This window comes from Streptomyces sp. ICC1 (genome assembly GCF_003287935.1).
In the GTDB taxonomy this organism is placed as follows: Bacteria; Actinomycetota; Actinomycetes; order Streptomycetales; family Streptomycetaceae; genus Streptomyces; species Streptomyces tritrimontium.
In genome coordinates this window covers 5,924,825-5,945,648 of the sequence record NZ_CP030287.1, presented here as the reverse complement: position 1 = coordinate 5,945,648, position 20,824 = coordinate 5,924,825, and the positions used below count along the sequence as shown (strand labels likewise).

16 protein-coding genes are annotated in these 20,824 nt (G+C 72.7%); 13 read left to right on the top strand and 3 right to left on the bottom strand.

Translation table 11 applies throughout. The annotated features are described in order from the left end of the window. Nucleotides 1–8: 8 nt before the first annotated feature. Nucleotides 9–1,028, bottom strand: a complete 1,020-nt coding sequence (locus tag DRB96_RS27915) for an alpha/beta hydrolase-fold protein (RefSeq protein ID WP_112450958.1) — start codon at nucleotides 1,026–1,028, stop codon at nucleotides 9–11. 60 nt (nucleotides 1,029–1,088) lie between these two features. Continuing rightward, entirely contained in the window at nucleotides 1,089–3,554 is a 2,466-nt protein-coding gene (locus tag DRB96_RS27910) for a penicillin acylase family protein (protein WP_112450957.1), read from the bottom strand. Between the two features lie 310 nt (nucleotides 3,555–3,864). Here DRB96_RS27910 and DRB96_RS27905 point away from each other — a divergent pair, with 310 nt between their 5' ends. The 9 genes from DRB96_RS27905 (at nucleotide 3,865) to DRB96_RS27865 (ending at nucleotide 14,264) form a co-directional block, all read left to right on the top strand. Beyond that, nucleotides 3,865–4,854, top strand: coding sequence for an alpha/beta hydrolase family protein (locus DRB96_RS27905; protein ID WP_204357832.1), 990 nt, complete (start codon nucleotides 3,865–3,867; stop codon nucleotides 4,852–4,854). Nucleotides 4,855–4,862: 8 nt separating this feature from the next. After that, a complete protein-coding gene (locus tag DRB96_RS27900) occupies nucleotides 4,863–6,359 on the top strand; it encodes a peptidoglycan DD-metalloendopeptidase family protein (protein ID WP_239516366.1) in 1,497 nt (498 codons plus the stop codon). Nucleotides 6,360–6,444: 85 nt separating this feature from the next. Further along, complete coding sequence (locus DRB96_RS27895; protein ID WP_112450955.1) at nucleotides 6,445–8,484, top strand: family 43 glycosylhydrolase; 2,040 nt, start codon at nucleotides 6,445–6,447, stop codon at nucleotides 8,482–8,484. Between the two features lie 473 nt (nucleotides 8,485–8,957). Further along, the gene (locus DRB96_RS27890; protein WP_112450954.1) at nucleotides 8,958–9,767 is read left to right on the top strand and encodes a serine/threonine protein kinase; all 810 of its coding nucleotides are present in this window, start codon (nucleotides 8,958–8,960) and stop codon (nucleotides 9,765–9,767) included. Further along, nucleotides 9,764–11,293, top strand: coding sequence for a serine/threonine-protein kinase (locus tag DRB96_RS27885; RefSeq protein WP_112450953.1), 1,530 nt, complete (start codon nucleotides 9,764–9,766; stop codon nucleotides 11,291–11,293). The genes DRB96_RS27890 and DRB96_RS27885 overlap by 4 nt, the downstream gene beginning before the upstream one ends. Before the next feature lie 166 nt (nucleotides 11,294–11,459). After that, nucleotides 11,460–12,143 (top strand): hypothetical protein, encoded by a 684-nt coding sequence (locus DRB96_RS27880; protein WP_112450952.1) that lies wholly within the window; start codon nucleotides 11,460–11,462, stop codon nucleotides 12,141–12,143. A gap of 48 nt (nucleotides 12,144–12,191) precedes the next feature. Then, nucleotides 12,192–13,337, top strand: a complete 1,146-nt coding sequence (locus DRB96_RS27875; RefSeq protein ID WP_112450951.1) for an alpha/beta hydrolase — start codon at nucleotides 12,192–12,194, stop codon at nucleotides 13,335–13,337. 127 nt (nucleotides 13,338–13,464) lie between these two features. Beyond that, nucleotides 13,465–13,911, top strand: a complete 447-nt coding sequence (locus tag DRB96_RS27870) for an SRPBCC domain-containing protein (protein WP_112450950.1) — start codon at nucleotides 13,465–13,467, stop codon at nucleotides 13,909–13,911. Then, complete coding sequence (locus tag DRB96_RS27865; RefSeq protein WP_112450949.1) at nucleotides 13,908–14,264, top strand: metalloregulator ArsR/SmtB family transcription factor; 357 nt, start codon at nucleotides 13,908–13,910, stop codon at nucleotides 14,262–14,264. The genes DRB96_RS27870 and DRB96_RS27865 overlap by 4 nt, the downstream gene beginning before the upstream one ends. Here DRB96_RS27865 and DRB96_RS27860 read toward each other — a convergent pair. Continuing rightward, on the bottom strand, nucleotides 14,221–15,810 hold the full coding sequence (locus DRB96_RS27860; RefSeq protein ID WP_112450948.1) for a hypothetical protein: 1,590 nt from the start codon (nucleotides 15,808–15,810) through the stop codon (nucleotides 14,221–14,223). The genes DRB96_RS27865 and DRB96_RS27860 overlap by 44 nt on opposite strands. A 137-nt stretch (nucleotides 15,811–15,947) precedes the next feature. Here DRB96_RS27860 and DRB96_RS27855 point away from each other — a divergent pair, with 137 nt between their 5' ends. From DRB96_RS27855 to DRB96_RS27840, 4 genes are all read left to right on the top strand, one after another. Then, nucleotides 15,948–16,763: a class I SAM-dependent methyltransferase gene (locus DRB96_RS27855; protein ID WP_162688675.1), complete on the top strand. Its 816-nt coding sequence runs from the start codon at nucleotides 15,948–15,950 to the stop codon at nucleotides 16,761–16,763. Nucleotides 16,764–16,974: 211 nt separating this feature from the next. Then, nucleotides 16,975–17,367: a hypothetical protein gene (locus tag DRB96_RS27850; RefSeq protein ID WP_112450946.1), complete on the top strand. Its 393-nt coding sequence runs from the start codon at nucleotides 16,975–16,977 to the stop codon at nucleotides 17,365–17,367. Between the two features lie 121 nt (nucleotides 17,368–17,488). Continuing rightward, nucleotides 17,489–18,808 (top strand): neocarzinostatin apoprotein domain-containing protein, encoded by a 1,320-nt coding sequence (locus DRB96_RS27845; protein ID WP_112450945.1) that lies wholly within the window; start codon nucleotides 17,489–17,491, stop codon nucleotides 18,806–18,808. Between the two features lie 197 nt (nucleotides 18,809–19,005). Then, on the top strand, nucleotides 19,006–20,421 hold the full coding sequence (locus DRB96_RS27840) for an Ig-like domain-containing protein (protein WP_239516272.1): 1,416 nt from the start codon (nucleotides 19,006–19,008) through the stop codon (nucleotides 20,419–20,421). The last annotated feature ends 403 nt before the right edge of the window (nucleotides 20,422–20,824 follow it).

Sequence of the window (20,824 nt, the reverse complement as noted above, 5' to 3'; positions counted from 1 at the left end):
CCGCGCGATCAGGCGGCGAAGGACCTCTCCAGACGGGGGATCAGGTCCCGGAGGTCCTCTTCCCAGCAGCCGGCGTTGTGGCCGCCGTTGCACAGGGTGCCCCAACCGGCACCGTCGCCGTAGTCGACGTAGTAGTAGGGCATGCCCAGGGCGTCCATGCTGGCCTTGACGTGCTTGGACGCGCTCTCGACCCAGAACTCCAGGTCGGTGACGTCTCCGCGCCCGTTGCCGACGTAGATGGACACCCCGACCCCCGCGAGCTTGTTCATGTGCGCGGAGGGGTTCACCTCGTTGAACCGCCAGTCGGCGTTGAACACCGGGTAGGGCGAGCCGAACACGGCGTCACTGTCCACGCTGGGCGCGTAGCCGACGAGGGAGGCGACGACGGCCATCCGCAGGTCCATGGACCTGACCGACAGGTCGATGTCCCCCGACAGGGACGCGGTCTGGCTGAACAGGTCCGGGCGGACCTGGGCGTAGTGCAGGGCCCCGAACCCGCCCATGGAGACGCCGGCGACCGCCCTGGCCTTCTTGGCGGCGATGGTCCGCAGGTTCGCGTCGATGAACGGAATCACCTGCTTGAGGTGGAAGTTCTCCCAGTTCTGGACACCGGCCGCGGTCCGCTGGTTGAGCCAGTTGGCGTACCAGCCGCGGGCGCCGCCGTCCGGGATGACCGTGATCATCTCGGTGGAGGTGGTCAGCGCCGGATAGTTCTGCTGGATCGGATCGTCGGGCGAACCGTGCAGGAAGTACAGCACCGGGTAGCGCCGGGTCGGGTCGGCGTGGTAGCCGCTCGGCAGGATGATCTTGATGTGGTGCTTGCCCGCGACCTCGGGTGTGGTCACGGTGATGTAGAAGTTGGTGGGGCCGCCCACCGCCGTGTCGACCTGGGTCAGGCCGAACCCGTCCGCCATCCTCGGCGGCGCGGTGTCGTCGGCGGCCTGTGCCGAACCGGCCGGCACCGCCATTCCCACCACGGCGGCCATCAAGGCCACCACCATGCGCCACCGGCTTGTCTTCCTCATCACAGCATGCTCCCTCGTGAGCCTTGTCGTTGCGCGGTTGCGAGACCGATCGGGGGACCGGTCTCAGTTCAGGACCTTGACCTCCAATGCCGGTGAGGCCGCGATCTGCTCCTCCGTGAACCGTTCGGTCACCCACTGGCCCGCCGAGAACAACTTGGTCTGATCCGCGTAGTGCGGCGAATTGGGGTTGGCCGACTGGGAGTAGGCCAGCACGGAGGAGGTCTGCGGCGGACCCTCGGCGGTGAAGCGCACCACCTGGATGAAGCTGGACCCGAAGGTGATGTCCATCTTTCCGTCGATCGAGCCGGGGGTGATCACGTTCAGCACGCCCATCTCGTGGACGGCCCCGTGGATCGGGATCTGCTCACCGCCCCGCGTGATCTTCTGGACGTCCGACAACGGCGCGTTCAGCGGAATTCCCGCGTTGCGCAGGGCGATGACCGCCCGGCCGAGCGCGTCGCGGACGGCGGAACTTCCGGAGTCCAGCGAGTTGGGCGTGTGCACCGGGTCGTTGGGGTCGAACGGAACCCGCCACGGCAGCTTCTCGATCGACTGACCGCCGACCAGGGAGTACCAGTAGTTCTCGAACAGCCAGGACCCTCGGCTGTCCGCCGTGAAGTCGTGGCTCTTCCAGGCGGCCAGGATCGGGCAGGCCTCGCTCACGTTGACCAGCTGGCCGTCCACCAGGATGAGCCCGAAGAGCAGGCTCCGGCACATCGTCACCGTGGCGTCGAGGGCCAGATCGGCGGCCCGGCTGTTGTCGGCGAACAGCAACTGCCGCATGTTCTCCGGCGTGAACCCCCGGCCGGGCAGGCCGTCGGTGCCGTTGATCCGCTTCTGCGCGGTCTGGATCAGCTCCTGGGTGCGCAGCGACCGGGGCGTCCGCGTGTCGCCCATCACCCGCGGGAAGAACAGCGGCTGCTCGGGGTTGGCCAGCCAGGCGCTGTCGTTGGCGTTGCCCACGAAGTCCTTGCGGATCAGCCGCGGCTGCTTGCGCGGGTCCAGCAGTCCCGGCGCGACCGCGTTCGGGTCGTCGGGCCAGTCGCACGCGCTGCGCTTGCCGTCGAAGATGGAGACCGGCGGTACGTTCGGCAGCCGCAGCACCTGGTTGAACAGCGCCTGGCCGGTCAGGGTCAGGCACGACTGGGCGTGCTCGTCGGTGATGTTCGGGGTGGCCTGGATGTCCGCGTACAGCGCGTTGCCCTTGCGGTCGGAGGCGACGGTGTTGAAGAAGGGGACGCCCTGCGTGGTCTCCAAGGTGTTCACCACCTCGTTGACGTCCTTGGCCTGGTCGAGGTGGAACCAGGTGTTCAGCGCCCGCAGATTGTCCATGTTCACGTCGCGCACCGCGTGCGCGCTGACCACCCAGGGCAGTCCCACGGTCAGCACCTGTGTGGTGATCGGGCCGTAACGGGTGGCCCACAACGTCCTGTTGACCCTGCCGATGGAACCGTCCGCGTTCAGCACGTCGACACCGACCTGCTGTGAGGTCATCGCCTGCCAGGCGCCGTCGACCAGGTAGTTGGTCGGGTTCAGCAGATCGACCTGTACGTCGAACAGTCCGAAGGGAGCCACCGTGGCGACGGTGTGGCTCCAGGCGACGTCGTCGTTGTGCCCGATGTTCACCGCGGGGAAGCCGAGCAGGCTGGCCCCGGAGACATTGATCTTTCCCGGGATCGTCAGCTGGCTCTGCCACATCCGGTTCTTGCCCTGCCAGGGGAAGTGCGGGTTCGCGAGCAGCATGCTGGTGCCCCCGGACACTCCCTGGGAACCGACCGCCAGCGCGTTGCTGCCCATGCTCTGCTGACGGTTGACCGCCAGCGCGTCGCGGATCTTCGTCGCGGTCTCCGCGGGCGAGGAGGCCGGCGGAGCGGCGGCGGCCGAAGCCCCCGGGGGCGCGGCGTTGACCTGACCGTCGAGCAGTACGTCGGCGCTGCCCATGATGATCTCGGCGTGCGCGTGCCGGTAGACGTCCAGCTCCGTGATCGGCCGCACCCAGGCCTTGCCGCGGCAGGCCGGGTCGGTGATGTTGTCGGCGCCCGTCTCGGCCAGGTAGCGGTTGTATCCCTGGACGTAGCCGCGAATGGCCTCCTTCACCTCCGGCTCCGGCCCGTTGGGCGCGGGCAGGTCGATCAGCCGCTCCACCACCCGGTTGTCGTTCATCCGTTGGAAGTAGATGTCGCTGTTGAGATTGCTGGTGGTGTTCTGGTGCTCGCCGGGGCTCGCCCTGCCGTCGGGCCCCAGGAAGCGGGACCTCTGGGCGTTGACCATCAGATAGGTGTCGGCCAAGGTGCAGATGTTGTCCTTGGCGGCGGCGTACCCGTAGCCCGTGCCCAGCCCCTCCCAGTTCGAGGCGATGATGTGCGGGATCCCGTATTCGGTGTAGCGGATCGTCGGCTTGTCCGGTGCCGATGCCTGTGGCGATGCCTGTGCCGGAGCCTGTGATCCGGTGGCCGCCAACGTGCTCATGACCGCGACCGCGGCCGTGAGCACCATCGGCAGCCTCGCTGTGAATCTCCACCGCGCCATCGAGCCGTCCTTCCCCTGTGGTCCAGGCCCGTGCCCGAACGGGGCCACGCTAGGGAGGAGCGATGAAATCCCGGTGACACCCCCGCGGCCCCGGCGGTGCCACCCGCGGTGCCTCCCACCGCCTAGCCGACGCGCGCTCGCCTGTCAGTCCGGAATCTTCCGGGGTCTGCGGGCCCGCGGAGCGTTGCTACCTTCCAGATCGTCCGTGCGGCCCGCTCTCTCCAGAAGGCCGGCACGGCGCACGACGCGGCGCGACGGGGGATTCCGCTGCGCCCGGACGCATCGTCAGGCTCCCGACCAGGAGGACACATTGAGCGCGCAGAACCCCACCCGCAGGAGCATCCTCAAAACGGCCGGAGGCATCTCCGCCGCCATGGCCATGGGAGGTGCGGGAGTCCTCGCCGGCGCGTCGACCGCCTCCGCCGTCGGTGACGGCCACGGCCTGCGCATCGTCGAGCGCTGGGAGGACGACCCCCGCATGCGGTACTACCGGTTCCAGACGAACGCGATCGGCTGGAACCCCGCCGTCAACGTGCTCCTCCCCGACGACTACCACTGGAGCGGACGCACCTACCCCGTGGTCTACCTCCTCCACGGCGGCGGTACGGGGCAGGACTTCATCACGTTCGACCGCGAGCGGATCAAGGACTGGACCGCGGGCAAGCCGATCATCGCCGTGATGCCGGACGGCGGCCACGCGGGCTGGTACTCCAACCCCGTGAGCTCCAACGTCGGTCCGCGCAACTGGGAGGATTTCCACATCCACCAGCTGATCCCGTGGATCGACGCGAACTTCCGCACGTTCGCGGAGTACGACGGCCGTGCCGTGTCCGGTTTCTCGATGGGCGGCTTCGGCGCGCTGAAGTACGCCGCCAAGTACTGGGGCCACTTCGCCTCGGTGAGCGCCCACTCCGGCCCGGCGAGCCTGCGCAGGGACAACGGCCTCGTGGCCCACTGGGCCAACGCCTCCTCCGCGGCCCTGGACCTGAACGGCGGGACCATCTACGGGGCGCCGTTCTGGGACGAGGCCCGGGTGACCGCGGACAACCCGGTGCAGCGGATCGAGAGCTACCGCAACAAGCGGGTCTTCCTCGTCGCGGGCACCAGCCCCCAGCCGCTCGACTGGTTCGACTCCATCAACGAGCGCCAAGTGCTAGCCACACAGCGCGAGTTCCGCGCCGTCCTCGGCAATGCGGGGATCCCGCACGAGTGGTACGAGCTGCCCGGCGGGCACTTCATCCGCCACGACATGCTGGACCGCGACATCAACGGCATCATCGACCGGCTGCGCAAGGCGTGAACGGCCCGTTGAGCCGCGTACTCGCGGCGACGGCCGTCCTCCTGTCGGCGCTGTCGGCGCTGGCAGCCTCGGGGCCGGCCGAGGCCCGGACCGCCGATCTCACCGCGGCCTGTCCCACCACCGGACCCGTGTCCCAGCACTACCACAGCGGCCACAACGGCGTCGACATCGCGGCCGGCCTCGGGACACCGATCTACGCCGTGGGTGACGGAGTGGTGACCATCTCCGGATACATCGGGGACTACGGCCAGTGGATCCGCATCCTGCACCCCGACGGGAGGATCTCCGAGTACGGGCACATGTCCAGGCGCGACGTCTTCGAGGGCGACCACGTCGTGGCCGGCCAGCAGATCGCCCTGGTGGGCGCCGAGGGCACCAACGTCGACGGCCCCCACCTCCATCTGCGGATCTGGGGGGACCAGTCCGCCTCCTACGGCATCGACCCCGAGGCCTACCTCGCGGAGCGCGGCATCGTGCTGCCCTGCACCCCCGGCAGCGGTCCGCGTCCCAAGCCGCTGGAGTATCCGGCGGAGTCGGGCCGGGTGGTGTCGGCGCGGTCGGCGGACGGACGCCTCGAGGTGTTCGCCGCCGGCGCCGACGGCGTGCAGCACGCCTGGCAGCAGGAAGCGAACGGCAACTGGTCGGCCTGGGAGCAGCTGGGCGGGCCGGGCAACGCCGAACTGGCGATCGCACCCAATGCCGACGGCCGCCTGGAAATGTTCGCCCTGTCCGGCAACACCTTCCAGCACCGCTGGCAGCTCTCTCCCTCCGGCGGCTGGTCGAACTGGGAGACCTTCGGCGGCGGCGGGCACGACACGGCGGCCGGGGTGAACGCCGACGGCCGCATGGAGGTCTTCGCCTCCAACCCGTCCGGCCTCTTCCACCGGTACCAGGTCGCCCCCAACGGCGGCTGGTCGGACTGGGAGTCCACCGGCGGAGGCCCCGCCAACGGCCGGGTGGAGATGGAGAAGTCGCCCGACGGCCGGCTCGAGGTGTTCGCCCTGTCCGGCGACACCTTCCAGCACAAGTACCAGACGGCCCCCAACGGCGGCTGGTCGAACTGGGACGCCTTCGGAGGCGGCGGCCACGACCTCACCGTCGACCACAACGCCGACGGCCGCCTGGAGGTCTTCGCCTCCGGTCCGCGCGGGGTGTTCCACAAGTACCAGTCGAGTCCCACCGCTTGGTCGGAATGGGAGCCGACCGGGGGGCCCGTCGACTCGCAGCTCACCAGCACGCGCACGGCGGACGGGCGGATCGAGGTCTTCGCCATGAACGGCAGTACGGCCATGCACACCTGGCAGACCGCCGTCAACGCGCCCTACGAAGACTGGTCCGTCTTCGGGGGCGGCGGCACCGAAGTCACGGCGGCCGTGAACGCCGACGGACGGATCGAGGTCTTCGGGACCAGCCGCGCGGGGACCTACCACCGATGGCAGACCGGCTTCTCCAGCTGGTCCGACTGGATCTGGCTCAACAACACCGCCGGCCCCGGCCTCGACTGACCCTCCTGCGACCGCCCCCACCCGACCCGTGGTCGGCCGAGCCCGCAGAGGCCCGGCCGACCACGAGGCATCCCTGGAGAGACCCATGCTTCCGATCAGCAGACGGAACCTGTTGCGGGGCGCCGCCGGGGCGGGCGCGCTCCCGCTCCTGGGTGCCGGCCCGGCCGCGGCCCGGGCCGCCGACACCGTGCCGCCCCCTCGGTGGGTCGGCGCGGGACCCTTCACGTACGTCTACGACCCCTCCACCTCGGAGGGTCCGCGCTATCTCAACGACCACACGCTGATCAAGGCCCGGGACCGCTGGCACCTGTTCAGCATCGTCGGGCGCAGCGCGCCGCGCGGCGAATCCCCGGACAGCACGGGGGAGACCTCCTTCGCCCATGCCTCCGCGCCGAGCCCGAACGGGCCGTGGACCACCCACGCCGACGCGCTCACCGTCGATCCGTCCCACTTCGGCGAGGAGCACCTGTGGGCGCCCCACGTCGTAGCCGCCGGCGGCAGGTTCTGGATGTTCTACGCCGCCGGCGGCGAGAGCGGCGCCGCGATCAGTCTCGCCACCTCGACCGACCTGTTCACCTGGACGCGCGAGCCCTCCGGGCCGCTCTTCCGCGGGTTCGTGGCGCGTGACCCGATGGTGCTGCGGGTCGGCGGCGAGTGGGTCATGTACTACACGGAACTCTCCGGTCCGGGCGGCCACCACGTCGTGGCCTGCCGTCGGTCCGTCGATCTGGTGCACTGGAGCGAGCCGGCCGTCGTGTTCACCGACACGACCACGGAGACGACCGTCTCGGTCACCGAGTCGCCGTACGTCGTGGAGCGCGACGGCTGGTACTACCTGTTCATCGGACCGCGGGGCGGCTACGAGGGCACGGACGTGCTGGCGTCCCGGGACCCGTTCCGCTTCGACCTCGTCGGCTACGCGGGCCACGTGGCCGGTCACGCCGTGGAAGTGGTCTCCGACGGGGACGCCTGGTACGCGAGCGCCGCGGGCTGGTTCCGGGGCGGGCTGCACGTGGCGCCCCTCGAGTGGCGGGACACACCGCCGCCGTGGCAGAGCGCGGAGAACCCGGTGGCCTCCCTCGACGTCGTCGGCCGCCTCACGGTGTTCGCGCTCGACGCCTCCGACCGCTCGATGCTGCGGCGCGTCCAGCTCGACCCGGACACCGACACCTGGTCGCCGTGGGAGACGTTCGGAGGGCCGGCCGGCGCCGTTCCCACGCTCGGCCGCAACGCCCTCGGCGGGCTGGAGGTCTTCTCGCTCGCCCCGGAGGGCGCCAACCTGCACCACCGGGTGCAGCGGCCGGACGGCGGCTGGTACGACTGGGAGGAGTTCGGCGGCCCGGCCGGCGCCGCACCCGCCGTCGCCCGCGACGCCGACGGCCGGCTGGAGGTGTTCGCGCTGAGCCCCGGCGGCGCCTCCGTCGCCCGGCGACGCCAAGCGGCACCCGGATCCCTGGCCTGGGACCCGTGGGAGACCGGCTTCGGCGGGGCCGCGGGCGCGCCGCCGGTGGTCGCGGCGAACGCCGACGGCCGCCTCGAGGTGTTCGTCCTCGCGCCCGGCGGCGCCGCGATCGACCACCGGTGGCAGGAGACCCCGGGCGGTGCCTGGACCTCCGCCTGGCACCGCTTCGGCACCGCGGCCGGCGCCGCACCGCGGGTGGCCGGGGACGGCAGCGGCCGGCTCACCGTTGCCGCGATCGGACCCTCGGGCATGGGAACCTTCCGCCGGCGGCAGTCCGTGCCCAGCGGGGGCTGGGACGAGTGGCTGCCGATGTTCGACTGGAGCGCCGCCGCCCCCGCGTTCGCCGCCAACGCGGACGGCCGCCTCGAGGCGTTCTCGCTGACGCCCGGTGGCGCCCGGCTCAGCCACCGCTGGCAGACCACCCCGGGCGGAAGCTGGGATTCCGCACGGGAGTTCGGCGAGCCCGGCATCAGGCTCGCCGCCACGCCCTCGGCCGCGCTCGACGCCACCGGGCGCACGCACGTCTTCGCCGTCACCACCGAGGGCCGGGTGCGCACCCGGGTCCAGGACCGGCCGAGCGGCGGGTGGCGGCCGTGGACCGCCTTCGGCGACCGCGCGGTCGCACCCGTCGTATCGGGCCGTCCCACTGGACGGCCGGGCTGAGCCCGGAGTGCGGATCCCGCCACCTGAAAGAGGGAAACGGGCGGTCCGACGGCTCCGTGATCCCCCGGACACGGTGACGTTCCCCACCTCCGCCGGTGCGCAGCGGGGCGTCCGCGACCGGGGCGCGGGGGCCGATCCCGCGCGGGGAGCCGCGGCGCCGGTACGCCGTCCACCCGCGGCGCGGCACGACAACTTCCGCCGATCCGCTCGGCAGAGAGTCGAAAACAACCCCAAACCACCACCGCCGCCACAGAGTCGAGGTGACCCGGGACACAGCGCGAGCCGCCCTCGCGGAGAGGGCCGGCGACCTTCTCGGCAAGGGACTTCGGGGGCCTCCCGGGGCAGCTGGGGCGGGCTGTCCGGCCCGGCGGGCGGTCCCGGCCGAAGTGGCTGAAGTGCGCCGATGAACTCCCTTGAGAGATGAGTATTGTTCCACTCGTCGGTCCGGCACGACGCGTGGAACGGGGGGAGCGGTGAGCGGCGTAGTCGTCCATCTGCCGCAGGGGTGTAGTGGCGCCGAAGGCGGCGAACCGTACGGTGACGCCGTCACGTTGCGGCTCGGACCGGGCGAGGCCGCCCGCTTCGGACGCGGCTCCGCGACGGTCCCCGTCGAGCTCCGCCTCGCCGACGCGGCGATCTCCCGGCTCGCCGGGGAGATCCGCGTGACCGATGACCACTGGCAGCTGACGAACCACAGCACCACCCACAGCTACCTGGTGGAGAACCCGGAGGGCGCCGGGGAGTACCTGAGGGTTCCGCCACGACGGGTCGGGGCGCCCGTCCCCTTCGAGTTCTCGCGCGTGGTGCTGCCCACCCGCAGCGACGTCCCCGTCTCCTTCCAGGTGTTCGCGCCCGACCACATCTATCTGGACCCGGAAGCCATGGGCGCCCCCTGGGGCCGCCTCACGGTCACCGCGTACTCCCTGGACGAGACGGCGACCTACTTCCTCGTCCTCGTCGCGCTCTGCGAACCGCGCCTGCGCGACCAGTCCCGCGTCGCGGTCCCCACGACCCCGCAGCTCGTCGAACGGCTCAAGGGCCACGTCGCCTGCGGCACGCTGACCGCGCGTGCGGTCAGCTCGCACATCGACTACCTCGCCGAGGAGAAGCTGCGCATCGGCGGCCCGGACCCGCGCGAACCCGGCAAGGGCGAGCGCCGCAACGGCAAGCGGGAGGAGATCGTCGGACTCGCGCTGCGGTTCGGGCTCGTACGGGAGGACCACCTGACGCTGCTGCCGCCCCTGACGGGGGCCGGCGGGCGGGAGCGGCAGACCGCGCGATGACGACGCCGCACGCCCTGCGCGACCTCACGGAACGCGACGGCACGGACGTGCTCCCGCCCGGATTCCGGGTGCAGGGCTGGACGATCACCGACCTGATCGGGGCCGGAGGCTGGTCCACGGTCTACGCCGCCCGGCCGGCCGACCGGTACCCGGACAGGAGCGGCCGGGCCCCCGCGCACGCGTCGGAGGCAACTGCGCACGCGGCAACTGCGCAAGCGGCCCCCGGGCAAGCGGCCCCCGGGCAAGCGGCCCCCGGGCAAGCGGCCCCCGGGCCAGCGGCGCCCGCCGACATCGCGCTCAAAATCATGCCGACCGCCGGGTATGCGCCACGCCAGACGCGCAGGATCGTGGAGTCCGCCCGCCGGGAAGTCGAACTGGGGCGCAGGGCCGGGCACGCGCGGCTGATCCGCCTCCTGGACTCCTTCGTCCTGGAGGCACCGGACCGCCCCGCCCTGGACGGCGCGATCGTGCTGGTCATGGAGCGGGCCGCGGGCAGCCTGCGGGACCTCCTCGACGCGGGGGTGCCCGAGGCCGACCGCGCCCGGCTGATCGCGGGGATCTGCGAGGGACTCGCCCATCTCCACCGCTCGGGCTGGGTCCACGCCGATCTCAAGCCGGAGAACGTCCTGCTGGACGCCGGCCGCTCCGTGAAGCTCTCGGACTTCGGCCTCGCCACCCAGATGACGGGGACGTACGGGTACGCGCCGCCCATGGGCACCCTGGACTACCTGCCGCCCGAGCGCTGGCGGGCACCCCTGGGGGAACTGGGGGTGAAGGTCAGGCCGAGCGCCGACATCTGGGCCCTGGGCATCGTCATCCACGAGGTGTTCGGCTCCGGCGCCTCCCCGTTCTCCGGCGCCACCCCCATGGCGCGGGGCGCCGCCGTCCAGGAGTACGGCGAAGGGCGTGCGCCGCTGCGCATGGACCAGGCCGTGCCGCCGTTCTGGCGTGCACTGGCCGCCGACTGCCTCGCCCCGACCCACGCGGCGCGCGCCCCGCACACCGCCGAGAGCCTCCTCGCCCGCATCGTCGCCGAACAGGGGGCGCGCGGGAGGGGCGCGGGACGGCTGTGGGGCCGGGCCCGCGCCGCGGTCCTCACCACCGCGCTCTGCGGGGTCGCCGGTACGGTGTTGTGGTCGGACGCGGCACGGGCGAGCTCATCCGTACTGGACGGCCGTGAGGGTGCGGCGGCCGGCACGATCCGGGTGTTCAACGCGGAGAAGGGCTGCCAGGAGCGGGCCGACCGGGACCCGCAGTGCAGTCTGGGCCTGGCGATCGACCCGATGCGGCCGTACGCCGCGGACAACGTCGTACCGACCCGGGTGTGGCACGGTGACGTCCTCGCCGCCGACTGCCAGCTGCCCGACGGGCGGCCGATCATCGACGAGGCGGACCTGCAGTCCACCCGCTGGTTCCACGTCCGCCTCCCGACCGGCTCCACACCCCCCACGGCCTGGCTCCCCGCCGTCCGCACGAAGGACCGCCCGGAACTGCCGGGGTGCCCGCCCCCCGCGACCGGGCACTGAGGCCCGGCCGGGGCCGGTGCGCGAGGGCCGCGCAAGCCTGACCGGGTGAACTCCGGCGGGACCTTTGCCTTCCGGGCCGTGGCGCGCGGGCGTCGGAGGCGGTCGAAAGCCGCAGAGTCGAGGGGGTGCCGATTCCAGGGCGGGCGCAACAGGAAGGACGTTCCAGGTGGGACAGGTCGTAGGCGACTCCCAGGTCCAGAGCGAGCCGGCGGTCTTCGGGAAGCACGACAACAACGGAACGGGCGTCTACGGCGAGACCCACGGCTTCGCCGACGACAACGAGGCGGGCGTCTACGGAGTGAACACCGGCGGCGGCCCGGGCGTTCGGGGAGTCGCGAACGTCATGGGCCCGGGCGTGAAGGGCACGAGCCTCTTCACGGGCGTGGAGGGTGTCAGCTCCGGCACCGACAACGATCACGCGGTGGGCGTGTCGGGTACGACCAGGGGCCGGGCGGAGCGGGGCGGCGGCGGGGCGCGCGGGACCGTGCTGCCGGCGGTCGGGGCGCGGAGGGTCGCCGGTTCCGACGGCAACGTGTACGGCGAGGGCGGTTCCGATGCCTCCCACTGGGACATCCACCGCATCGCACTCGATGCCCAGGACATTCCCCGGGCCACGAAGGTGCTGGACATACCGCAGAAGCCGGCCGTCAGCCGGCGGGACCTCGCCTTCGCCCAGGGGGTACTCAGCTTCGGCCAGCCACCGGACCGAACCCGCCGCCGCACCCCCCGTGTACTTCGCCGCGATGGCCTGGCTGGACGCCTTGGCCTCGGACCTGTCCCTGCTCGCCCAGGATCCGGCCGCGCCGCCCGCGGGCCGGACGGTCTAGGCAGAATGGTCCAGACCTTCTAGGGTGAGCCCCCGTCATCTTCCGCCGCACGCAGTCCTCTTGGGGTTTCGATGGTCACGCGCAGGTCCCTCCTGGTCATCGCCGGCATCGGCGCCGGGGCGATCGCCCTGCCCTCCGCACCCGCGCGGGCCGCCCAGACCGCCGGGCGGGTCATCGACCTCCCCGCCCCCACTTCCCGGCAGCCGGTGGGCACCGTCGACCTGCACCTGGTCGACCGCGACCGCGACGATCCGCTCGCGCCGGACCGCAGGCCGCGCGAGCTGATGGTGCAGCTCTGGTACCCGGCGCTCACCACCGCCGGCCACCGCCGGGCCCCGTACACCACGGGCGCGGTGGCCGCCTCGCTGGAGGCCGGCCTGCCGCTGAGGCCGGGCACCCTGGCGGCCGTACGCCCGCACGCCCGGACCGGCGCTCCGGCCGTGCCGGGGGCGCTGCCGCTGGTGCTCCTCGGGCACGGACGCAAGGGCGGGCGGAGCAACTGCACCGCCCTGGCCGAGGAACTCGCCTCGTACGGCTACCTGGTCGCGGCCCTCGACCACACCTACGACGCGGCGGTGGTGGAGTTCCCCGGCGGGCGGGCCGTCCACAGCGTGCTGCCCGAGGAGTCCGACGACTGGGACCGCCAGGAACGGCTCGAGATAGCCGCCCGGGTCGGCGACCTCCGGTTCGTCGCCACGACCCTGACCCGCCGGCGCCACGGGCCCCGCGCGGACCCCCGCCGGATCGGGGTCGCCGGTCACTCCATGGGCGGGGCCGCCGCCGCCGAACTCCTGCGGGTGGACGAGCGGTTCGCCGTCGGAGTCAACCTCGACGGAGCCCTGTTCGGCTCCCCCGTGGCCGATCTCGGGCTGGACCGGCCGTACCTGCTGCTCACCGCACTGGAGGACCACGACACCTGGCGGCGCTGGCGCGAGCACCAGCGCGGCTGGGGCCGCCAGTTGAGGGCGGGCGGCACCGGGCACCTGACCTTCACCGATCTGCCGCACTTCGCCGTTCCGGGCGGCCTGGCGGAGGCCTGGCCGGCCGACCTGTACGCCGAACTGCTCGGCACCCTGGCTCCGGCCCGCTCGACCGAGCTGATCCGGACCTACACCCGCCTGTGCTTCGACCGGTTCCTGAAGGGCCGGCCCTCTCCCCTGCTCAACAGCCCTTCCCCGCGCTACCCGGAGGTCGACTTCCGCTGGACCCGCGGCTGACCGCTGACGCCGGACCCGGGCGCGCGACCGCCACGCCGCCGAGCTCGCGCAACCCACAGGTTGCGCGAGCTCGAATGACGTGCAACTCTGGAGTTGCATCCAATCGCGGCGACGAAGGAGTCACCTGATGAGCACGGATCGGATCGAGCGCGAAACACTGATCGAAGCGTCCCTGGAGCGGGTCTGGTCCCTGGTGGCCGAGCCCGGTTTCTGGGTCGCCGACGAAGGAAGCGTGGCGGGCACCGTGGCCAAGGAAGGCGAGTCACTCGTGGCGCGCAACGCCGAGTACGGCGACTTCCCGGTGCGCGTGGAGAAGGTCGACCCGCCGACGTACCTCGCCTACCGGTGGGCCAGCGCGTTCCCCGGACAGGAGCTGCGCGAGGACAACAGCACCCTGGTGGAGTTCAGCCTGAGCAGGGAGGGCGACAAGACGCGGCTGCGCGTCGTCGAGAGCGGGTTCGCGGCGCTGGCCGGCTCCGAGGAGCTGCGCGGCAAGGCGCTGAAGGACAACACCGGCGGCTGGCCGCAGGTGCTCGCCGCCTTCGCGAAGCGCGCCGAACAGCCGCCCGCGTGACGGGGGAACGGCCCGGCACCGGCGCGGAGGTGGACAACGTCCTCTCCGCGCTGGCCGACCCGACGCGGCGCAAGCTGCTCGACCTGCTCGCCGCCCGGGGCGAGGTGACGGCGACGACGCTCGCCGAGGACCTCCCCGTCTCCCGGCAAGCGGTGGTCAAGCACCTCACCGTCCTGGACGCCGCCGGACTCGTTTCCGGCAACCGGGTCGGGCGCGAGGTCCGGTACACGGTGCGGCCCGCGGCCCTGGACGCGACGGCGCGGTGGATGGCCACGCTCGCCGCCGACTGGGACCGGCGCCTCGCGGCCGTCAAGCGCCTCGCCGAGACGGCCGAACGGGCGCCGGACCGGTAACGGCCCCGGGCCGTACGGGTGCCGCGCGGGCCTGCCGCCGCGCGGCCCACCCGGTCAGCGGCACCGCCGCGGCCAGCCGGCCGCCCGCCGGGAAGTACAGCCGGTCCAGCCGGGCCGTGTGCGGCCACTCGCGCACGCGGTGGAAACACAGGTCGCTCGGGATCGGCACCTCCCGCAGGTCGGCCGCGTGCGCGCCGTCGGGGAGATCGGCGGCCGCGGCCGCCAGCAGCGGATCGGCCGAGGAAGCCCATGCGACGGCGGGCGCCGGCCGCGGCCACGGCTCGCCGGTGTTCGGGAACAGCCATCCCCCGCCGCCGGAGACCCGCAGGACGGCGGCCGGGCCGGTCGCGGCGGCGGATGCCGCGGTCGCGGCCTCCTGCCGGGCCCGCCGCGCGAAGGCGAGCAGCAGGGCCGGCAGCGACTCGGCGACCAGTTTGAGTTCGGGCCACTCCCGGAGCTCCGCCGGTTCGGCGGGGACGGAGACCACGTACCCCCACCGGCCCGTCGCCGGGTCGATGCGGACCTGCGCGAGCGCACGCCCGCGCCCGTGGCGGATCTCGGCGAGCGGCCAGTACGTGCCGTCCCCGCCCAGGATCCGGTGGAGCTCGGGGTCCACGGCGAGTTCGGGAGCGCCGGGCAGCAGGCGCAGCGGGGGCAGCCCCGTGACGGTGACCCCGCCGATCTCCCGGAGCAGCACCCGGATGTCCTCGGGGACCGTGACGGGCCAGGCGTCCAGGGCGGATTCCGTGCAACCGGCGTCGAGCACGACGAACTCCGGGTGGCGGTCGGCCAGTTCGCGCAGTTCGGCCACCGCGCGGTGTGCGGCGTCCGCGGGCAGGGCGGGGCGGCGCACCGGGCGGCCGAGGAAGTCCCCGCTGACGACGGACCGCAGGAGCAGCGCCCGGCCGCCTCCGGCCAGGCTGATCAGGACGTCGCTGCTGCCGGTGTCGGCCGTGCCCCAGGAGGTGGAGAAGTACGGCTCCCAGGCCACGCCGCACGGGTAGTCGGGCAGTTCGCGCAGGTCGACCACATCGGTGAGCGGATCCCCCCGCCCGACGAGTGCGGCGAGCTCCGCGTCCCCGCCCTCGGCCACGCCGACGCTCGGGACGGCGTCGACGAAGACCCGCGCCGCGGGGGGCTGCGAGCCGTCGGCGAGACGGACCGCGAGGGCGGCCAGCCAGTCGAGGAACTCCGGTGCCTCGACGGTGACTTCCCGGTCGTCCTGCCGGTGGGGATACAGGGACACGACCGGCCCCCAGTCCCCCGTCCCGACGCCGACGACCAGCGAGCCCTCACCGAAGTCGAGGTCGCCGAGCGTCCAGTAGCCGTCCGCGAAGACCTGCCGGCCGCGCGGTCCGAACGCGTACTGCTCGTCCTCCGTTTCCACCCCGCCGATCTCCCGCAGCACGGCCCGCGGCCCGTCCGGCACCTCCACCGGCCAGGAGTCCAGTTCGGCGTCCGTGAACCCGTCGAGCAGCTCGACCTCGTCCGGCCGCTCCCGCGCCAGTTCCCGCAACGCGCGGATCACCACTGCCGCGTCGGTCATCGCCCACACCTCTTGCCTCGTATCGTGCCGGTCCTGTTCACGGCCGCCGGGTCCCCCGGCCGGTCGCACCGGGCACCGTACATCGCCTCCGTGTCGTAGCGCGCCGTCCGGGCCGTCCTGGCCCGATAGTGGGGAGCGTGAACGACTGGCCAGAAGGAACCGGGCAAGCCGGTGCGGGCGGCGGGGACGCCGCGGGTGCGCGGGAGCACGTCGCGTGGTCCGGGCGGGATGGCGCGCAGGCCTTCGCCGCCGTGGAGGCGGCCACGGACTGGCTGCTCGGGTACCCGTTCGTCTTCCGGGCCCTGGCCCGGAAGATCGACAGCGGGCACGTCCTGGTGGACTACGGCTGCGGGCCGGGCAAGGTGGCCGACCACGCGGCCCGGCTGCTCGGAGCGCGGGTACTGGGCGTGGACACCTCGCCCGAGATGCTGGCGCTGGCCCGCGGCTCCGGAACGGCCGTGGCCGAATTCCACTTGGTCGACGGCGACCGCACTGTCTGCCTCCCGGACGGCGGCGCCGACGCGGTGATGTGCAATCACGTACTGGCGTCCCTGCCGACCGAGGCGGCGGTGCTCTCGGTGTTCCGGGAGATCCATCGGCTCCTGCGGCCCGGAGCCCCGCTCGTGCTGCTGGCCACCGATCCCGCGTGCAGCGGCACGGAGTACGCCTCACTGCGCATCGGCGAGCCGGGCTGGGAGTACGGCCCGGGCGACGCGCTGGCCGTACGGCTCCGGCGTTCGGACGGAACCTGGCAGGAGATGGCCAACCACGCGTGGCCCGTGGACGCCTGTCCGCCCCTGCTGGAGCGTGCCGGATTCCGGAACGTCGTTCAGCACCGGCCGACGGTGGAGGAGGCGTTCGGTGTGGTCGACGCGGAATTCGCCGCCAGTCGCACGTGGTCGGCGGAGCGGGCGAACCCGCCGCTGGTGATCACGACGGCATTCGCGGTCTGACGGTTTTGGCTGTCTTGGGTGTCTTCGCTGTCCGGCGGTCTTGACTGTCCGGCGGAATTCACGGTCTGACACCACCGACCGAGGGCCCGTATTCACCGGCGCAGGGGTGATGACGGTTCCATCATGACAGGTCAGACGGTGTTTTCGTAGGACTGACGGCACATCCGATTTCTCTTGTTCGGGGCCCTGTCCAGATCTCAGAATCTCCGTCATGAACTCCTCTTCGCACATCAATCACAACGCCGTGCTGCGAGCCCGGGTGGCTCTCCTCGCATCGTGGGAGCTGCTCGCCAAGGAGGAAGTCGCGGCCTACCGCGTGCTGGTCGACGTGAGTCCGCTCGCCTATCTGCCCCGCCTCGCCGTGGCGCTGCGGGAGTACAGCCGCCAGGAATTCTCCGGGGACCCGCGGACGGCTCTGGCCCTGCACGCCGAGTCCGTTGCGGCGGCCCGGCGCATGTGCGCGCTGGAACCCGAACGGACCGACCTGCTCGTCGACGCGCTGGTCCACTACCGGGAGCGGCTGGTCCTGATGGGCCGGCACGCGGAGGTCCCCGCGGTGGACAGGGAGATCTCCCTCGCCGGGGGATCGGCGGACTCCGCCTGATCGGCCCGGCCTCTCCTCCCGCACGGCCGGCTGGCCAAAAAGGCGGGCTGGCGAGGGACGGCCCGCGCCGTTGAGGATGCTCCCCCGGCCGGGCGGGCCGGCCGGGGGAAGGCGGGGGCCGATGGAATCAGGGCGCAAGGGGCCGCGGGGCGGCCGGTCCGGGGTGCTGGTGCGCGGTGCGCTCGCGCTGGCGCTGGCCTGCGCGGGGATCGCGGCGGGTCCCGGGGCGGCCCGGGCGGCCGGTCCCGGCTCCGTCGCGTGCGCCGCCGATCCCGGCACCGTTGATCCCGGCGCCGCCGATCCCGGCGCTCGGGGCCCGGCCGGCGCGGCCGTACCGGGAAGCCTGGTCTCGGTGGACCGCCGCGACGGCCGGATCAGCCAGGTGCGGCTCTTCTCCGCCGCCGCGGGCCCGGCGCACCCGGGCTTCGCATGGCACCGGGAGCAGGTCGCGCCGGACGGTCCGTACGGGCCGTGGCGGCGGGTGGGCGACACGGCCGCGAGCCCGGGGAGCGGACCCGTCAGCGCGGCCGAGAACGCGGCGGGCGATCTGGAGGTGTGGTTCACCTCCGGCGGTTCCCTCTGCCACACCGTGCGGAAGGCGGGCGCGGACGACTGGAGCGCGCCGGAGGGCATCGGGCCCGCGTCGGCCACCACCCCCGGTGGGGGCCGGTTCCGGCCGAAATCGGTGGAACGAGCACCGGACGCCGCCTCCACCGCCTCCACCAGCTCCACCGGCCCGGCGCGCCTGGAGGTCGAGCGGACCGCGGGGCTGCTGGACGGGGACATCGTCACGTTCACGATCGCGGGCGGCCCGCCCAAGGCGTACGTGTGGGTCAAGCAGTGCGGCCCCTCGGCCTCGGCGGCCACCTGCGACGATGCCACGGGCCGCCAGTTCCGCGTCCTTCCGGACGGCACCTACCGGCCCTCGCCGAAGAAGCTCTACGCACGACTCGGTGCGCCCGCGGGGGACTTCGACTGCCGCACGGCATCCGCCGGCGGTTCCTGCACCCTGGCCCTGACGGACAACGACGGGGCCGTGCTCGCCTCCGTCCCGCTGCGCTTCCGCCCGCACGGCGGCCCGGAGGCGCCGCCCACCCTGCGCGTGCACCCGGCCGAGGAACTGGTTGACGGACAGACGGTGCGCGCGACGGGCAAGGGGTACGAGCCCCGGTACCACTCCCTGGTCATGCAGTGCGCCGCCGGCTCCTCCGACACCCTCGGCTGCCGCCCCCGCAGCAGGCCGCCGGCGACCACCGACGACGGGCGGGTCGACGAGGAGGTCGCCCTGTCGTCGGCCTTCACCTCCATCGACGGCCGGGCCGTCGACTGCCGCGCGACGGGCGCCTGCGAACTGGTGGTCTTCGGCACCCGCGTCCGCGGCCCCGAAACCGTCCGCCACTCCCTGTCCTTCGCCCCGGTGGCGGTCCGGTCCTCGCCCTGACGATCCGGTCGCTCGTTTGCTCCGTACGAGTTCTCTTCGGTGCCCGTTCGGCCCCACGGGCCGAGTTCATGATCATCAGGATGCCCGGAAATCGTTTTGATGCTGCCATCCGGCCGAAGGCGATCTGGGAGGGCTGCGTGACGATGATGCCGTCGACACACCGCGTACGACTGAGGCGACAGGGCAGGACGTGGAGCGTGGCCGGGGCGTTGGCCGGGGCGCTGCTCGTCGTCGCCGCGGCGCCCCAGCCCGATGACGAGCAGAGGAGCGGAGGCGGCGCGGCGGCCTCCGTGGAGCTGCTGGTCGGCCGGGTCCTGGACAAGGGCGGTCGGCGGTGCGCGGTGGAGGCCTTGCGGGCCGAACTGTGCGGCGGGCTGGAACAGCGCCTGGTGCGGGCCACCGCGCGCGGGGCGGGCTCCGTGGTGCGCGACCCCTCTTCCGGCGGCGCCGCCCGTGCGGCGGCGCCCACGGTCGTGCTGCCCACCGATGCCGCCAGCCCCCTCGAGATCACCCTCGCCGGGCCGGGCCTGCTCACGTACGTGACCGTCCACGACGGCCACGGGCGGTACGTGGGCGGCGCCCTCGGGGCCCGGGGCCACCGCTGGGCGAACACCGAGCCGTTGCGGGCCGGAGAGACCTACACGGTCCGGGTCGGCGCCCAGGACGCGGCGGGCACCCCGGTCGGTGTGACCATGGCGTTCCGGACCGCGCCGGCGACCGAGGACGGCAGGCTCACCGTCGAGTTCGGGCCGAAGCCCGGCGTCTACGGCGCGGGGCAGATCGTGACGGCCTCCCTCAGTCACCCGGTCCCCGCCGCGGATCCGGCCGCGCGGGCCCGGCTGGAGCGGGCGCTGCAGGTCACCTCGGAGCCCGCGGTCGAGGGGGCCTGGCACTGGGTCGACGACTCGACGCTGCACTACCGGCCCCGCTCGTACTGGCCCGCCCACACCGTGGTGAGCGTGCTCAGCGGTCTCGACGGGGTCGAAGTCGCGGACCGGGAGTTCGGCGGGGCCTCGGAGCCCCTGCGGTTCACCATCGGGGAGCGGATCGAGGCGGTCACCGACGCCGCCGCGCACGAGATGACCGTACGGCGCAACGGCACGGTCCTGCGGACGATCCCGGTGACCACCGGGAAGGCCGGGTTCCTGACGCGCAGCGGGGTCAAGGTCGTCCTGGGCAAGGAGTACAAGGTCCGGATGCGCGGGGACACCGTGGGAATCAAGCGCGGCACGAGCGAGTTCTACGACCTGCCCGTCTTCTACGCGACCCGGGTGACGTGGAGCGGCGAGTACGTGCACGCCGCGCCCTGGTCGGTCGAGGCCCAGGGCGAGGAGAACGTCAGCCACGGCTGCACGGGCATGAGCACGGCGGACGCGGCCTGGTTCTTCAACACCGTCCGGGAGGGGGACGTGGTGTCGGTGGTGAACAGCGGTGGGGAGCGGATGACGCCTTTCGACAACGGATTCGGCGACTGGAACCTCGATTGGGCGGCGTGGCGGGCCGGCAGCGCCCTGAGCGCAGCCTCCGCTGAATCCCCGCTCGCGCCCGCTTCCCCGTACGCGTCCGACCGGGCCTCCGCGCACGGTCCGTCCAGGCTGCGTCCGCTGACGTGAGGAATTCCCCGCCGGGGCCGCGGCATTGACCTTTCCGAAGGAGTGGACTGGCGAATCCGATAAACGGTGCACGACGTTCTTCGACATATGCCAGATTCTCCGCCGGGCGCCCCCGTGTCCCGATCCCTTCCTGTTCGGCCTGATGGCCTGTGGTCCGTCCAACCAGGAGATCGCCGAACAGCTGTAAAGTCACCACCGCACCGTGAAGTTCCACATGGAGAACATGCGGATCAAATGGGGGTGACCTTTCGCGTCTCCAGATCTGTATCCTCTCGGTTCACCATCGCATCGGGGCCCGTCCCGCCGGACACCGCTGAGCCACTCGGGCTCCGGAGCCGATCCGGCTCCGGAGCCGATCGAGCACCACGCCGATCAGGCTCCCGAACCGGTCAGCGTGGCGGCC

Coding starts and splice junctions, on each gene's coding strand:
- DRB96_RS27910 (WP_112450957.1), bottom strand. CDS start 3,554: ATGGCGCGGTGGAGATTCACAGCGAGGCTGCCGATGGTGCTCACGGCC.
- DRB96_RS27885 (WP_112450953.1), top strand. CDS start 9,764: ATGACGACGCCGCACGCCCTGCGCGACCTCACGGAACGCGACGGCACG.
- DRB96_RS27850 (WP_112450946.1), top strand. CDS start 16,975: ATGAACTCCTCTTCGCACATCAATCACAACGCCGTGCTGCGAGCCCGG.
- DRB96_RS27860 (WP_112450948.1), bottom strand. CDS start 15,810: ATGACCGACGCGGCAGTGGTGATCCGCGCGTTGCGGGAACTGGCGCGG.
- DRB96_RS27875 (WP_112450951.1), top strand. CDS start 12,192: ATGGTCACGCGCAGGTCCCTCCTGGTCATCGCCGGCATCGGCGCCGGG.
- DRB96_RS27870 (WP_112450950.1), top strand. CDS start 13,465: ATGAGCACGGATCGGATCGAGCGCGAAACACTGATCGAAGCGTCCCTG.
- DRB96_RS27845 (WP_112450945.1), top strand. CDS start 17,489: ATGGAATCAGGGCGCAAGGGGCCGCGGGGCGGCCGGTCCGGGGTGCTG.
- DRB96_RS27895 (WP_112450955.1), top strand. CDS start 6,445: ATGCTTCCGATCAGCAGACGGAACCTGTTGCGGGGCGCCGCCGGGGCG.